The 15061-nt window shown below is 54.5% G+C and carries 11 protein-coding genes; 3 read left to right on the forward strand and 8 right to left on the reverse strand.

The genetic code is table 11. The features are described from left to right. Window positions 1–44 precede the first annotated feature (44 nt). The 3 genes from MELB17_RS10220 to MELB17_RS10230 are packed head-to-tail and all read right to left on the reverse strand — an operon-like array spanning window position 45 to window position 4931. On the reverse strand, window positions 45–1667 hold the full coding sequence (locus tag MELB17_RS10220) for a sensor histidine kinase (RefSeq protein WP_007350156.1): 1623 nt from the start codon (window positions 1665–1667) through the stop codon (window positions 45–47). Beyond that, window positions 1664–2698, reverse strand: a complete 1035-nt coding sequence (locus tag MELB17_RS10225; RefSeq protein WP_036184342.1) for an ABC transporter substrate-binding protein — start codon at window positions 2696–2698, stop codon at window positions 1664–1666. The genes MELB17_RS10220 and MELB17_RS10225 overlap by 4 nt, the downstream gene beginning before the upstream one ends. Window positions 2699–2723: 25 nt before the next feature. Beyond that, the gene (locus MELB17_RS10230) at window positions 2724–4931 is read right to left on the reverse strand and encodes a TonB-dependent receptor domain-containing protein (protein ID WP_157133280.1); all 2208 of its coding nucleotides are present in this window, start codon (window positions 4929–4931) and stop codon (window positions 2724–2726) included. A 208-nt stretch (window positions 4932–5139) separates the two neighbouring features. Here MELB17_RS10230 and MELB17_RS10235 point away from each other — a divergent pair, with 208 nt between their 5' ends. Continuing rightward, window positions 5140–5802 carry a hypothetical protein gene (locus MELB17_RS10235; RefSeq protein WP_007350159.1) on the forward strand — a complete coding sequence of 221 codons (663 nt, stop codon included), beginning with the start codon at window positions 5140–5142 and terminating at the stop codon, window positions 5800–5802. Between the two features lie 8 nt (window positions 5803–5810). On the opposite strand, the gene MELB17_RS10240 is transcribed toward MELB17_RS10235, so the two are convergent. Then, window positions 5811–6704 (reverse strand): LysR family transcriptional regulator, encoded by an 894-nt coding sequence (locus MELB17_RS10240; protein WP_007350160.1) that lies wholly within the window; start codon window positions 6702–6704, stop codon window positions 5811–5813. Window positions 6705–6815: 111 nt separating this feature from the next. Between MELB17_RS10240 and MELB17_RS10245 the strand changes: the two genes are divergently transcribed. Together MELB17_RS10245 and MELB17_RS10250 are read left to right on the forward strand one after the other, a co-directional pair. Then, window positions 6816–8435: an NADH-quinone oxidoreductase subunit L gene (locus MELB17_RS10245; protein ID WP_007350161.1), complete on the forward strand. Its 1620-nt coding sequence runs from the start codon at window positions 6816–6818 to the stop codon at window positions 8433–8435. Then, complete coding sequence (locus tag MELB17_RS10250) at window positions 8432–10885, forward strand: DUF2309 domain-containing protein (RefSeq protein ID WP_007350162.1); 2454 nt, start codon at window positions 8432–8434, stop codon at window positions 10883–10885. The genes MELB17_RS10245 and MELB17_RS10250 overlap by 4 nt, the downstream gene beginning before the upstream one ends. Here MELB17_RS10250 and MELB17_RS26150 read toward each other — a convergent pair. The 4 genes from MELB17_RS26150 to cysP are packed head-to-tail and all read right to left on the reverse strand — an operon-like array spanning window position 10822 to window position 14745. Beyond that, complete coding sequence (locus MELB17_RS26150; protein WP_007350163.1) at window positions 10822–11958, reverse strand: sulfate/molybdate ABC transporter ATP-binding protein; 1137 nt, start codon at window positions 11956–11958, stop codon at window positions 10822–10824. The two genes, MELB17_RS10250 and MELB17_RS26150, sit on opposite strands and share 64 nt — an antisense overlap. After that, window positions 11958–12842, reverse strand: coding sequence for a sulfate ABC transporter permease subunit CysW (cysW, locus tag MELB17_RS10260; RefSeq protein WP_007350164.1), 885 nt, complete (start codon window positions 12840–12842; stop codon window positions 11958–11960). Before cysW ends, MELB17_RS26150 begins: the two co-directional genes overlap by 1 nt. Window positions 12843–12846: 4 nt before the next feature. Continuing rightward, on the reverse strand, window positions 12847–13728 hold the full coding sequence (gene cysT, locus MELB17_RS10265; protein WP_007350165.1) for a sulfate/thiosulfate ABC transporter permease CysT: 882 nt from the start codon (window positions 13726–13728) through the stop codon (window positions 12847–12849). Window positions 13729–13731: 3 nt separating this feature from the next. Further along, window positions 13732–14745 (reverse strand): thiosulfate ABC transporter substrate-binding protein CysP, encoded by a 1014-nt coding sequence (cysP, locus tag MELB17_RS10270; RefSeq protein WP_007350166.1) that lies wholly within the window; start codon window positions 14743–14745, stop codon window positions 13732–13734. Between the last annotated feature and the right edge of the window lie 316 nt (window positions 14746–15061).

Below are 15061 nucleotides of genomic sequence, written 5' to 3' on the forward strand. Positions count from 1 at the left end.
GGCGAAATCAAAACGCTGGCTCCGGCGAACGGAGCTGGCGTTTTTTATTGCTCAAAGGGGATTTCGAAGCGTAATAACGAATGCCCATCGGCGTCGGCCTCTACTTTTAGCTGGCCTCCCATCAGTTCAATAAGGCGTTGTACCAACGGCAGGCTCAGGCCCATAAACCCGGTGTTTCCGCTCAGGTTACCCTGGCCTACATTGTCGATGTCATCAAAGTTGTCAAAGCTAGCGCCTAGGCTGTGCGATAAAGCTTGAGCAGCGGTATTAGACACTGCAATGCTCAGTAATACCGCCGGAGGAAGTTGATCGGCATCGTTCCGATGATCCGGCAATTGTGCGGAATCAAGGGATTTCAGGCAGGCTTCAATCTGTACGTGGCCATCGTGACTGCCTTTAATCGAGTTATCCAGAAGGCCTGCTATTATCTGGCGCAATTTTGGCGCATCACCATGCACCATCGCTACGCCTGGAAAGCCAGATTGAAAGCTGAGATCCAGGGTTAATCCGGATTCCACCGCGATTTGTCTGTGGGACGCCACGCAGTTGTGAATCAACTGGTGCAAATCAAATGGATAAGACCGCAGCACCGCAGTGCCACGATCCAGGCGTGAATACTCCAAAATATCGTTTATCACCAGTAGTAGGTCCTGCGCAGCGCGACTGGCGGTCGTTAGGTATTCGCTCTGGCTTTTGCTCAGGCTTTCGCGCTCGATCAGTTTGACAGTGCTCAGCACGGCCCGCAGAGGAGTCTGTAACTCATGACTCGCAATGTCCATAAAATCGGATTTGGCCTGGCTGTTGCGCTCGGCCTGCTCCAGGGCAGAGCGGGTTTGAGCCAAGGTGTGTTCCTGCAACTCTCGTTGCTCTTCTAGATGCTGCGCTAGCTCGTTTAGGCGTATTTCTATGGTGATCAGTTCCTTAGAATTACGATATTGATTTACCGGCGTCACGCTGTAATCGTGGTGGCTGAGGGCTTTAATTCGTAGCCCGATGCTACGAATGGGGCGCAGGATATCGGTGAGAAAGTAATTAACAAGAAACATAGTCAGCAGCAGCAGGGCAGTACTCAAAGCCAGTGACGTCCAAAGGATGCCGCGGCGCTTGCTGGCAAGAAGGTCCGGATCAGCACCTACCTGCACGCTGCCTACCCGCAAGGCTCCACCGACGAAGCTCAAACCTGGATCGAACCACTCAGGGGTATCTAAGCCGTTCATGTTCAAAGGTTTTTGAAGAATCTCAGCCATATAAATGTTTTTGTCCAAAGCGGGTGCTGCGAACGTCGTTATTCGCGCTTCCACATCGGCCCGCTTGCGATCACTGGCGTCGGCGTTGGCGTGACTGACAAAGCCGATGACATCGCCGCGAACGTTAGTCACGCGTATCCAGTCAGCATGGCTGCGGCGTAAAGATTCGAAAATAATGTCGTTGAGCACACTGGTGTTGCCGGATACGACCGCATATTCCAATGCGGACGCCAGGCTGTCAGCGACAATCTGGCTGTGTTTCGCCACCCGTTCGTTGGCGTCTTGCAAGCGCACATAGGTAAAAAACAGCATCAGAGCGGCGAACATCAGAACAGCGGGCAAAGCGCCAAGAATAAGCAACTTTCGAGCAAGTTTGGCAGGTGGGCGGTGCGCCTTAAAGGACCGCGGCCGAGATGTCATGGCAACATTCCTCTGTTTTCGGCATCCGCGGCCGCGTCTTTGGTGGCGGGCATCGCCTGTTCACGCAACTGCTCTATCACCTGTTCCTTTACGCTGGCCTCTGATGGCAGAGGGATGTTTAGCGAGCGTCCGACTTGCTCGTTTATTTGAATATTGAAATCGGTCGGGTACGCCGGTTTCGGCAAGAAACCCTTTTCAAACCACTGTTCCAGAGCGCTAACCAAGGCTTGCGCCACCGCAGAGTAGGGCGCGTAGCTTGAGGCCAGCGAACCGGCTTTGACATAGGCTTGGCTAGGACCAATCACCATGATGTTACGCCGATAGGCGGTCAGCAGAATGTGTTTGATGGTGTTTGGATTGTAAATGCTGGGGTCTTGAGCTGCCAACACGAAATCACCGTAATAGAGCGCGCGCACCAGAGTCGGTATGAGCTCGCTACTACTGTTTACAACAAACATCTGCGCTTCCAGATTGTACTTTGGCAACTGCGACAGCAATTCGCTGTAAAGGTGAGTGCTCTTTGGAGTAGCCAATAGGGCAATCCGGCGGGATTGGGGCAGTATGGCCTTGCCTGTAAGCGCTTGGTTGAGCAGAGGCACGTCGTAGTAAATGGCAGACACAGAGCGCTCCGGTTCCTTATCCGAACGCGCACTGGCTATAGCCCGATAGTATTCTTGTGAAATCAGTGTTGCCAGTATCGGCGACTGCGGATATCTGCCCAGCGCCGTTGTAAACGCTCTGCGGCCAATGGTCACTATGGGTACGCCCGGATTTAATGCCGCTTCAGACTCGTTAACCGGCATAACGGGTACTTCTTGACCAACCAACTGGCGAACTTGATCCAGCAAATAGTTGTCCAGGACATCATTACCTGAACCCACCACATAGATCAACGGAATCGTAATGTCTGAGCGAGCAGCGCCGGCGGCCAGCATCAGGATAAAACAGAAGAACGCAGCAACTGCAGCACGTCTGGGAGCGATAAAATATGTCGTCCGGAACAGGCGTACCTTGCTGAGCGATCGATACATGGGAGCCATTACCTATTAACGTCCATTAAAAACGTAGCCCTGCTTCCACAAAAAACTGGTTTTGGTCTGCAATATTGTTATCAGAGCTGAGCTCAAACTCCCGGTTCAGGTAGTGCTGCATAACAAACGCAAGTTCCGCTGTGTAGCGTGGCTGAATAATCTGCTTGGCCAGGCGTATATCAAAGCGTTCAAATTGGGAGTTGCGGAACTCATCTGCCCAATAGAATACACTGGCGGCGGTCACATTCCAGGGTAAGGTTTGAATGACAGCAATGCTTCCAGAATGTCTGACTGAAAGCCGCTCAAGGAGCCTCAATTTAATGGGTACTTCTTCTTCGCGCAGGTTTTGGCCGTTGTAGCTTAGCGGGCCGCTGTAGCGGGTATCCTGATCCAAATACCCATAACTGGCTCGGAAGGTTGTTAACGGAAAAACCAGCGTACCTTCTACCTCAAAACCTTTCTGGTCGATGTTTACGCTGTTATCAATATTCCACTCTTCAAATTGGATAACACCGCTGATCATATCCCGCATTTCGTCTTTGAAGCCTCGCACCTCCAGAGTGAGCAAAGCGGGTGTCAAAGGAAACTGGCCAAAGTAGCTGATTTCATGAGATCGAATTTTCTCTTCGTGTAATTCAACGCCCAGGGTATCGGAAAATTTCTCTCGCGCTATGTCGCCGGTGGTCAACCGATAACCTTCCAGTTCGCCGGCATACGCGGCATTCACATTACGCAGCACAAAACCATAATTCGGGTTCTGTTCAAAGCTGTCTGGCGTGCGCACGGCCTCAGAGTAAACAAAACGCAGCGCATGTTGATTATTGAAAATCAGGTTGGCCGCTAAGCGCGGGGAGAAGTAACCCTTGCCGGTCGTGTCTGTATGTTCCCAGTTGCCACCGCCGTTAAAGGTCAGCCAATTTGTAGGGCTATATTCCAAATTGCCGAAAACTCGGTACTGTTCACTGGTGCCGCGGCCATTGAAAAAGGTTTCTGAACGATAGGTGTCGTGGCGATAACCCAGCCCAGAGACCAGTTTGGTCGTGTCAGACAGAACCAACGTGTCTTGCAGCTCCAGTTCCAACCGGGAATCTTCTGAATCGGCGTTCAGATTAGCTGATAATGATTCAGGCGCGGTGTTCAAGTTTGAGCAGTTAACGGAACTATCAGCTGGGTTTAAACAGATTCCATTGAATAAAGGCAAGACGTCCTCTATGGGTACCTTAATTGGCCACCGCTGGCGCCGTTTGAAGTTCTCGAAACTTACCTGAACGTGGAAAAAATGATCGGCTGATGGGATGACGTTAAAGCGGCTATCCAGATAAAAATCCTGTACATCAATATCGGGATTGGCTTGCGCCGGGAAGTAGCCCGTTTTGTATTGATCTTCTTCGTTAACGCCGTCTGTAATGCCAGCCCGCAATTCTATATTGAAGTCTGGTTTTAGTTTTAAGCGCGAGTCGAACATCAGAAAGTTCAGATTCTGGCCATCATGAAATGGTATAAATTCACCATCCTCTTTTTGGTAATCGAACCCTCCGAACTCGCGTTTTTCAAACGCCAAGCGCCAGTCAATATCTTTGGTGGCATCGCCAATGCTGGCAAAAGTGCGTCGATAATCCCGCGAGCCAGACATAATGCGCAGCTCGGTGCCAACGGTATCGCCGGGATCACGGGTGATAAAGTTAATAGTGCCCAAGAACGCATTGATCCCGTACGCGGCCGAGTTGGGCCCGCGGCTTACTTCAATTCGTTCAATCAGCTCCAGCGCAACCGGCATGCTTTGCCAGTCCATATCTGACAAAGTGGCGCGGTGGGCCGTGCGCCCGTCGATCAGCACCTGCATGCGCCTTTGTTCGTAGTGCACGGTACCATGGTAGGTTGTTACTGGCGTACCGCTGCCCACCTCACCCACGACCATGCCGGGCACCAGGCGGAAAATCTCAACCAGGCTGTTAATGCCCAGCTGCCGTATCAAATTGCCTTCAATAACGGTAGTACTACCCGGTACCCGGGTTTTGGGCTGCCGCAAGCGGGTTGTGGTCAGCACTTCGGGGATGTCATCGCTGAAACCGTAAAAGCCGCGCAAAGGCTCAACCTTATCGGGAATGTCATTACCGTCAGCCAAGGCCGGTGCTACCGCCGTTGTGACTCCCAGCAAGGTTGCCGAAAAATATAGTCGAAAGCCGCTGAATGCCTGGGTTGCACAGCGTAAAATGGTCGTGCCCGGAGCCACTTGCAAAGGCGTTATTGCAAAACGCGAGTTCGCCCCATTTCTGGTCGGGCAACAGAAGCAGTTCGTAACGTCCATGATTGTCACTCTATACTCGTGGTGTAGTGCAGTTTGAGTAATCGATTTGTATAGCGCAAAACGTATGCTATTGCAGTGGGGCTTGATTGTCTCGCGTAAATGTACATTTGTTAATAATTGGAGACCTGTAGCAATGAACTGCTGGGACTTACTTGGAATAGAACCGACATCCGATCGCCAGCGCGTAGAACAGGCTTACCAGCAACAACTGAAATTTGCCAGCAGCGATGAAGCGCGGCGCCTGGAACAAGCCTTTCGCGAAGCCACCGGTGCAGCACCAGCTGCCTCTGATATCGAGGCACAAACGCCGCTAAGTACTCCTGACGCGCAGCCTGAGCAACCCAAAGAGCTGGACGCTTATTCAGCGCAAGTGGCGCGTGAGGTGGTTATTCAGATCAAAGCGCTGCTGAACGACAGCATCCGGACGGAAAATGCAGATGTATGGAAGGCCATCCTGTGTGAGCCACCAGCCGACCAGCCTGCTTTGCGCGCTGAGATTGCCCGCCTGCTTGAGTCACAGTTGCGGCCGATGGCCGAAAATGGCGTGTTTCCGGCATCGGTAACGGCATTTTTGGGTGACTGGTTTGACTGGTCGAGCCTGCGCGAAGCGCCGAGCAGCCATGGAAAAGAGCGGCAGCCGGACGAACGTAATTATCCCGAACCAGAGATGATGGGCAAGGAAGACGAGCAGAATGAACAGCCGCCGCAATCCGTTAACTTCTGGCCGGCGGTGATTGGTTGGATTATTGGACTGGCTATTTTGACCAGCCTGTTTGGCGGAATGGGCGGGGGCTGACGCACTCCTTAAATCTGATTTAGAAAATCGCCTGCCGGCTGGGCCAGCAGCCGGGTCAGAATGGCAGGCTCGAATCGGCGGCGGATGCTGATGGCGTAAAATTCTTCGAAAACACCGGGTAGGGCACCGTAATCCACAAGGCTTCCAGCTTTCAGTTCGTCACGGACGACCACCGGGGGTAGTACCGAAAAGTAGCGGGTGTCCCTTGCCAGCAGTCGCATCATCGCCATGTCGTCCACCTCTGCTATCAGCCTTGGCCGCACTTTGTGGTAGTCGCAGAATTGATCAAAAGCGTGGCGTATATTGTTTTCGGCCCCGGGGACAATGAGCCGCAAACCCTGGAGAAAGTCTGGGAATACTACGTTGGTGGCGGCGTCGGGAGGCCCGATAATGCTAACCGGCTGACGTGCAATGCGGCGAGAGCGAAATGGGTTCTGTTGGTCGCCCTGAACCGATTGGTTTGACAGTACCAAGTCTAGCCGATGTGCCGACAGGCGCCGCAGTAAATCGTCAAGCCCGCCGCTTTGCAGACTAAGCTCCAGATCATCCTGCTCTAGCAGCGGTGCCAGAAATCCCTCCTGAAAGTTTCGCGAGAGCGTCGCCACAGCACCTACCTTTAATGTTTCTCGCGCCGGTTGGTGTCCGCTTTCAAACAAAGCGGACAGCTCCGCGCCTTGGCGAAATATTTCCTCGGCATAGCTGAATGCCACGCGGCCGGCTTCTGACAGCTTCAGGCGTCGCCCTTCGCGAATAAACAGCGCTTCACCAAAACTATCCTCCAGCTTTCGTATTTGCCCTGACAGTGCCGATTGGGATATGTGCAAAGCTTCCGCAGCGCGAGTCAGATGTCCGGTGCGGGCTACTTCCCAGAAGTAGAAAAGATGATGGTAATTTAGTTTCATGTATTCGTTCTTTAAAAGTGAATGTTACGTTCTTTATAAACTATTTTTTAAATGTATGCACGGTGGGCATAGTAGCGAGGTTGCCTAATTTTCTGTTCAAGGAGTTGCTGAATGAACCCCATCGCCACCGTCGTTGCAGAACTTGCCCTGTTGGGCTGGCTGCTAGTCCCGTTGTCGCTGCTGTTGCTTGCGGCTTATGCCAACTGGACCAGTAACCCACGCAAGCTTGCCCATTGCTGGACAGCCGCCAAGAGCCTATTCGTTGCCTTGATGGCCATCACGGGGTTTATTGGCCTGATGTTGTTGGCCGATGGCCCGGGCTTCGCGACCGGTTTGCCGGAAATTGGTGCCCAGTTTGGCCTGTTCCCCAGCGGCCTGGCACTGTGGATGTCGATGCTGGTTGGTTTTATTGGTTGGGTCATCATTCGTTACGCGGACGACTATCTGCGCGGCGACTCGGGCCGTGCGCGCTTTTTCCCCTGGTTCCTTATTACCCTGGCCAGCGTTCTGGTTCTGGTGTTGACCAACCACCTGCTGGTCCTTGTGGGTGCCTGGGTGGGCGTGAGCCTTTCATTTCACCACTTGCTTACCCTTTATCCCCAACGCGCCGCGGCGAACGCGGCCGCTTTGCAGAAGTTCATAATCAGCAGGGTAGGTGATGTGTGTGTACTCAGCGCCGTTTTGCTGCTGCACCATCACTACGGAACCTTCTATCTTCCAGAAATGATGGCCGGCGGCGGGGCTGGCCATTCGTTGGCGTTGCAATCCGCGTCTGTACTGCTGGCTATAGCGGCGCTGCTGAAATGTGCTCAGCTGCCAGTTCATGGCTGGTTGTTGCGGGTTATGGAAGCGCCGACGCCGGTTTCGGCACTGCTGCACGCGGGCATTATCAACCTGGGTGGTTTTCTATGGCTGCGTTTGTACCCGGTGTTTGACGGTTTTACCCCGGGCCACGGCATTCTTCTTGTTGTCGGCGGTGTGACCGCAGTCGTTGCTGCGCTGGTTATGATGACGCAGTCATCAGTAAAGCACTCACTGGCGTGGTCTACGTCAGCACAGATGGGGTTTATGTTGTTCGAAATTGGTTTAGGCGCTTACACCTTGGCCTTCCTGCATCTTCTGGCGCACTCGCTGTACAAGGCGCATTCGTTCCTGGGCAGTAGCCGCACGGTTGTGGCCAGTCATTCGCTGGCAGGGTACGCCGGAGTGGAGCGGGTTCAGGTGATAAACGGCGTGCTTGCCGCCGTGGTCGCCGCGGTTATATTGTCGGCGGTGCCGGCACTAGTGGAAGGGAAGCTGGTTCTGGGTACGCTGCTGGTGTTGGCGTGCACCGCTGCCGCACTGGGCATTCCAGCTTGGGTCAAGGCTCCGGTTCGAGCCAGCCTGCTGCTTTGTACCCTGATGTTGTTGCCACTTTATAGCTTACTGCATGCGCTGCTGTCGCCGGCTCTGGGTTCAACCAGTAACTTGGTGCTTCCACTTGCAGCACAAGTGGCGGGCTTGGCCATCGTCGCGGCTCTGGCGGCCGGCTCGCTGATGATCTTGCTTAAACCGCTGAGCCGCATCAGCCAGGCGCTCCATCATTACTGCTGCGAAGGCTTAGGGCTAGACCTGCCGTTGAACCGCATCAGTGCTGCATTGGCAAGAAAAACCAACAGCTTGAGCCTTAGCGGCGCCAAACCGACCAACCTAAACAAAGTTATCCCGTTGAGTTCAGGAGAGCGGTCATGAACCCTAGCCAGGTTGTACCAAACGAATTACAGGCGGCTGTAACCGCGGCTTGCGAGGCCATAGCGCCGATATGGCCTCTGGACCAGTTTATTGCCGTTAATCCCTGGTGGGGGATGCGGGAACAATCGGTGGCAGCGGCGGCCGATCAGTTGCAGCGCCGTGGTGGTATCAGCATGTTAATGCCTGCGTCTTTCTACTTGTCAGCCTGGGAAGGCGGACGTATTCGTCCAGAAGACGTGCAGGATGTGTTGCAGGCGGTTGGCCCTGAACCTGCGCCATCGCTTGAAGAAATGATTAAGCGCTTGCGCTTGGGTGATTCTGTTCAGCCGCGGGTGGCCTGCTCTATTTTTCTTAGCCATGAGGGCCTTGCGCCGGCTGGCGATGGCAACTCTCAAGCCGCCGTTGTGCGCCAGGCCGGTCGGTTTTGTGCCCGTTATTTTGATCAGCGCCAGGCACGCTGGGCTGCAGACAAGGAACACGGCCTTTACACGGCCTGGCATCAGCATGTGAATGCCAGCCACCTGGTAGACAAGCAGATTGGCGTTAAAGGCTTACAACGCTTGCTTGCCGGGTTGCCGCAAGAGACCGAACAGGCCCTGGCACAACTGACCAGCGATCTGGCTCTGCCGCCCGCGGCGTTGGAAGCGCTTTGCCACGGATTGTTGCTGGATCTGATTGGCTGGGCGTCCTGGTGCCGCGGAATAGACTGGCGAGCTGAAAATCAAGGGGGCACCAGTAATATCTGTCGTGAGCTGCTGGCTGTGTTGCTGGCATGGGAATGGGCAGGGTTGGCGCTTGCCGATAACGCTACGCAAAAAGCCTGGCGAGTCCAGTGGGGTCTGGCAGCCAAGAGTGGGTTTAATGAGAACGGGCTCGATAACGGCGCAAACACTGACGGCCAACTGTGGTTGTGGCAGCAGGCGTTTGAGCGGGCGTGGCAGCGGCAGCTGCTATCAAGCCTGAATCTTGATGCAAGCCCGGTTGCCGCGGTAAAGCCGGACGTTCAAGCGGTATTTTGTATTGATGTGCGTTCGGAAGTTATCCGGCGCAACCTCGAACAGGCGGACGGCGGGATCCAAACCAAGGGCATGGCCGGCTTTTTCGGCTTGGCTCTGGCTCATCAGACGCTTAGCGACAAGCCCGGCATGCGCCAGCTTCCGGGCCTGTTGGAACCGGCGATTATAGCCGCTGACACCACGGGTACCAGCCAGGGTGATAATGCACAGCGAAGCAGAACCAATCAGCAGGAACTGGTCCGCCAGGCCGTTCGCGGCGCCAAGTATGGCAGCCTGTCAACATTTACCCTGGTGGAAACCACCGGTTTGGCCTGGGCCTGGAAGCTGGTTCGTGACAGTCTTAATAAAGGAAATGGCAGTAAAGGTGAAGGTCACGAGCCTGGACAGCTGCGCATGCATCATGCCGGAACCGGAGATCCGTTGTCTGACGCGAACAAAATCCGCCTGGGCACAGATTTTTTGCGGTCGCTGTCGCTGACGGAACATTTTGCCCCGTTGCTGGTTCTGGTGGGCCACGGCGCCCACACCGACAATAACGCCCACCATGCGGGTTTGGCGTGTGGCGCCTGCGGGGGGCGCAACGGCGGCCTGAATGCGCAGATTGTGGCTGACATGCTAAATGAGCCGGTGGTACGTGCAGGTCTGGAAAAAGAAGGTATCGTTATTCCGCAGGAAACCTGGGTGGTTGCCGGCCAGCACTGCACGGTGACCGACCAAGTTCAGATTATTCGCCGCAACGCCTTACCAAGCAGTCATAGGGGTGTCATGTCGCGTTTTGAAAATGCCCTGAGCATTGCCGGCACCAGCATGCGGAGGGAGCGGGCGACACCACTTCAGCTAAACGGTTTAGGGGATAATGCGCTGCTGGCCGAACTGCAAAGACGTACCCGGAACTGGGCAGAGGTGCGCCCTGAGTGGGGTTTGGCCAATAACGCCGCGATGCTGATTGGCAATCGTACATTGTCGCGCGGATGCGACCTGGGTGGCCGGGTATTCATGCACGATTATGACCCCGAGGCAGACGAGGATGGCAATGTACTGACCACTATATTTGGTGGCCCGGTGGTGGTTGCCAGCTGGATTAATTTGCAGTATTTCGCCTCGGTGACTGCACCGGAAACCTACGGTGCAGGCAATAAGCTTCTGCATTCGGTGATCGGCGGCAATGTAGGCGTGATTGAAGGTGATGGCAGCGATCTGCGGATTGGCTTGCCGTGGCAGTCGGTGCACGACGGCAAGAACTGGCGGCACGAGCCCATGCGTTTGACGGTTCTGATTGATGCGCCCCAAGAGCGGATTGATTTGGCTTTGGAGTGCACCCCGGCGCTCGCCACACTGGTTAAAAACCAGTGGCTGAGTATGACCAGCCTTCAGCTGATCAAGCGAACCCGGGGTGCCAGTTCTGCTTCGGCCCAGTTGACCGTTGCGGGCTGAGCGTCGTTGCCGGTAAACAGATGCCCGACCTCCGGCACTGCATAACGCAGATCGCCGCGAGTAGGGCGCTGACTGTTGAATTCAGCATGGCTGATACCCACTTCCCAGATGTTATTCGAGCCTTCGCTTTGCCAGCCCTCGGGGCGTAACTCAACCCGCACTTCCGAGCCAATCAGGCTGACCGCTTCAATGCGCAGCGGCAAATTGGCATGCGCCACCGGTGCTGTTGCAAGCCGGACTTCATGTGGCCGCAGGTAGAGCTGGGCGTCTCCCTTGTGCTGCACCCCGGGTACGGTTACCCAAGCATTACCTTGGTTCAGGCTGCCTTGCTTTACTTGGCCAGAAATTACATTTACCTGGCCCAAAAAATCGAACACAAAGCGGCTCTCTGGCCGAGCGTAAAGCTCTATGGGTTCATTCACCTGCTCCACACGGCCCTGGCTCATAACCACCACCTGATCAGACAGTTCCAACGCTTCTTCTTGGTCGTGGGTCACGAAAATGCTGGTGAAGTGGAATTCATCGTGCAGATTGCGCAGCCAACGGCGCAAGTCTTTACGTACTTTGGCGTCCAGCGCTCCAAAGGGTTCATCCAAGAGCAGAATTTTCGGTTGGGTCGCAATCGAGCGGGCCAATGCCACCCGCTGTTTCTGACCACCGGACAATTGCGCCGGGTAGCGTTGGGCCAGGTGGGGTAACTGAATCATTTCCAGCAGCTCACTAACGCGCTTCTGAATGCCCGCTTTTGCCGGGCGCTGTTTGCGCGGCAGAGAATCCAGACCGAAAGCAATGTTCTGTGCCACAGTCATGTGGCGGAACAGAGCATAGTGCTGAAACACAAAACCGATGTTGCGATCGCGTACGTGAAGCCCGGTAACATCCCGGCCTGAAAACGAGATTTGCCCGCTGTCTGCAGACTCCAGCCCGGCAATAATGCGCAGCAAAGTCGTTTTGCCCGAGCCGGAGGGGCCCAGCAAAGCGGTGAGTTTGCCCTCGGGAATATCCAGAGAGACGTTATTCAGCGCCTGAAACTTGCCAAAGCGCTTTTTGATGCCATCAACGGTAATACTCATTAAACAGTCTCCTGTGCTTGCAGGCGGATCACGGTACGAGCCTGCCGCCATTCCACAAAACCTTTAGCGGCCAACGTAAACACGGCAATGCCGGCCAATAGTGAAGCGCTGGTGAACGCGCCGACAACGTTGTAATCCTGGTACAACAATTCCACGTGCAGGGGCAGGGTGTTGGTTTGTCCGCGAATATTACCCGCCACCACTGACACCGCGCCGAATTCGCCTACTGCACGTGCGTTAGTCAGCACAACGCCGTAGATAAGCGCCCATTTGATGTTAGGCAGTGTGATGGTACGAAATATTCTCCAACCCGATGCGCCAAGTACCACGCCGGCCTCTTCTTCCTCGCTGCCTTGCTGTTGCATAAGCGGAATCAGCTCTCGGGCCACAAACGGGCAGGTCACAAACACCGTTACCATCACAATGCCGGGCCAGGAGAACATCAGTTGAATGTCATAGTCCGCCAGCCAGTTGCCAATCCAGCCGTTACGGCCATACAGCAGCAGGTACAGCAAACCAGCCACAACTGGCGACACCGCAAACGGGATATCAATCAGGGTGATTAGCAGTTTACGGCCGGGAAAACGAAACCGGGTGACCAGCCAGGCCAGCGCGACACCAAACACCAGGTTTAGCGGCACGGTCAAAGCGGCCACAAACAAAGTCAGTCCGATCGCGTGTAGGGTGTACTGGTCTAGCAGGTTATCAGCGAATGTGCTCCATCCGGAGCTCAGGGCTTCGGTAAAAATAACCACTAGTGGCATAATTAAAAGGCCAGTGGTGACAGCGATGGCGATGCCAATCAGCAGCCACTTTATGGCCGGGCTGTCGCCAACGCGACGGTGTTGTAAAGAACGTGTGGAGCGGGCTCGGTTGCTTGCCATGGCTCTAGCGTCCTTCCAGGCGTTTGAGATAGCGCGCTTGCCATACCGTAATGGCAAACAGCAGCACCAGTGATGCCAGCAGAATAACCGAGGCAATCGCGCTGGCCGCGGCGTAGTCGTATTCCTGCAGACGGATAAAGATCATCAGACTGGTGACTTCGCTGATGTAAGGCATGTTGCCGGCAATGAAGATAACTGCGCCAAATTCGCCGAGGCTGCGGGTAAACGACAAAGCTACACCGGTGACCAATGCCGGCCATAGCGCCGGAAAAATGACCCGGCGAAATACATGGGCGTCGCTGGCGCCCAGGCTTACGGCGGCTTCTTCATCTTCTGGTGCCAGCTCTTCCAGAACCGGCTGCACAGTGCGCACCACAAACGGCAGGCTGGTAAACACCATGGCCACCACAATGCCCACGGGTGTGAAGGCGACTTCTATACCCAGTTTGGTCAAAAATTGCCCGTACCAACCGTTTGCAGCGAACAGCGTAGCCAAAGTAATGCCGGCAACAGCGGTGGGCAACGCAAAGGGTAGATCTACCACCGCATCAATCAAGCGTTTTCCGGGAAATTCATAGCGCACCAAAACCCAGGCCAACAGTAAGCCAAAGGCGCCGTTAAACAGTGACGCAGCTAATGCGGCCAGCGCGGTTACCTTGTAGGAAGCCACAACCCGTGGATCAGTGATTACAAACCAGAATTCACTAAGGCTCATGGCCGACACTTCAATAACCAGCCCTGTCAGTGGCAATAGCAGAACCAAGCTGATAAAGAACAGCGAAATGCCGAGGCTCAGACCGAACCCCGGCAATACCCGCTTACTGCGGCCCTTAGTCAGCGGCCAGCGCTGTGATTTCGCTGCGCTGGCTTGATTAGCAGTAGACATTGATTACTTACGACGCTGCAATTGGTCAAGTTTGCCGCCACTGGCAAAGTGCTCTTCGGTGGCGTTTTCCCAGTTGCCGGCAATGGCGTCTATGGACATTAATTTCACGTCCGGGAAGCGGTCAGACGTTTCTTTTTTCACGGTGTCGTTGTGCACGCGGTAGTGAAATCCGGCCAGCAGGCGCTGGGCGTCTTCACTGTAAAGGTGCTCAAGATAGGCTTTGGCGAGGTCTTCGGTGCCGTTCTGTTTAACGTACTCGTCTATCCAGGTAACCGGGAATTCGGCCAGAAAGCTGACCTTGGGCGTGACCACTTCGTATTCGCCGTTGTCGTAACGGTCAACCAGGTTCAGCACTTCCGACTCAAACGTCAGCAAAACGTCGCCAATTTCGCGTTCAATAAAGGTTGTAGTGGCGCCGCGACCACCGCTGTCGAATACTTTCACTTGACCTAGAAAATCCCGAAGGAAAGCGTCGATTTTCTGCTGGTCGCCGCCAAAGCTGTCTTGGGCGTAGCCCAGCGCAGCCAGGTAGGTATAACGGCCATTGCCGGAAGTTTTCGGGTTGGGCATAACCAGAGCAACGTCTTCTTTTATGAGGTCGTCCCAATTTTGAATATTTTTTGGATTACCCTTGCGCACCAGAAATGCCATGGTTGAGTAGTATGGGGAGCTGTTGTTTGGTAACCGCTCGGCCCAGTTTTCAGGAATCAAATTGCCGCGGGTGTGCAAAATGTCGATATCCGTGACTTGGTTAAAGGTCACTACGTCGGCTTTCAGGCCTTGGATAATCGATTGTGCTTGCTTGGAAGAACCTGCGTGCGACTGGCTGACTTCAACGCTGTCGCCGGTCTTTTCTTTCCAATACTCATTGAAATGCACGTTGTAAGCGGCGAACAGTTCGCGGGCGACATCATAGGATGAGTTCAGCAATTCACGATCGGCCGATACCGCCGCGGGGGCAAAAAGTGAGGCGCTGAGCGCGAGGCCGGTCACCAGGCCTTTGAGTTTACGTTGCATGACATTCCCCTAAAACAGATGATGTGTTGAGGGGTAAGTTACCAAAGCGCGGTTAAAACTGGAAAGAATAAAGGATAACTTAAATATAAACTTTTGGAATAAACGCGAGAGGAGGAAGAGGTACATCCGATTAAATGGCAACAGAAAACCCCGGAGCCGGCGATAAGTGCGGGCTCCAGGTTCGGGCGTTGCCGCTTAGATCCTGATCCAGAGCCCGGACGGGCACAGACCTCTCGAATATCAAGATTTTCGGGTCCAAACCTTTAGCCAGAGTTTCGCCAACCGTGGCGGTTATGTAACGGGCATTTTCGCTGAG

This window comes from Marinobacter sp. ELB17, from assembly GCF_000169375.1.
In the GTDB taxonomy this organism is placed as follows: Bacteria; Pseudomonadota; Gammaproteobacteria; order Pseudomonadales; family Oleiphilaceae; genus Marinobacter.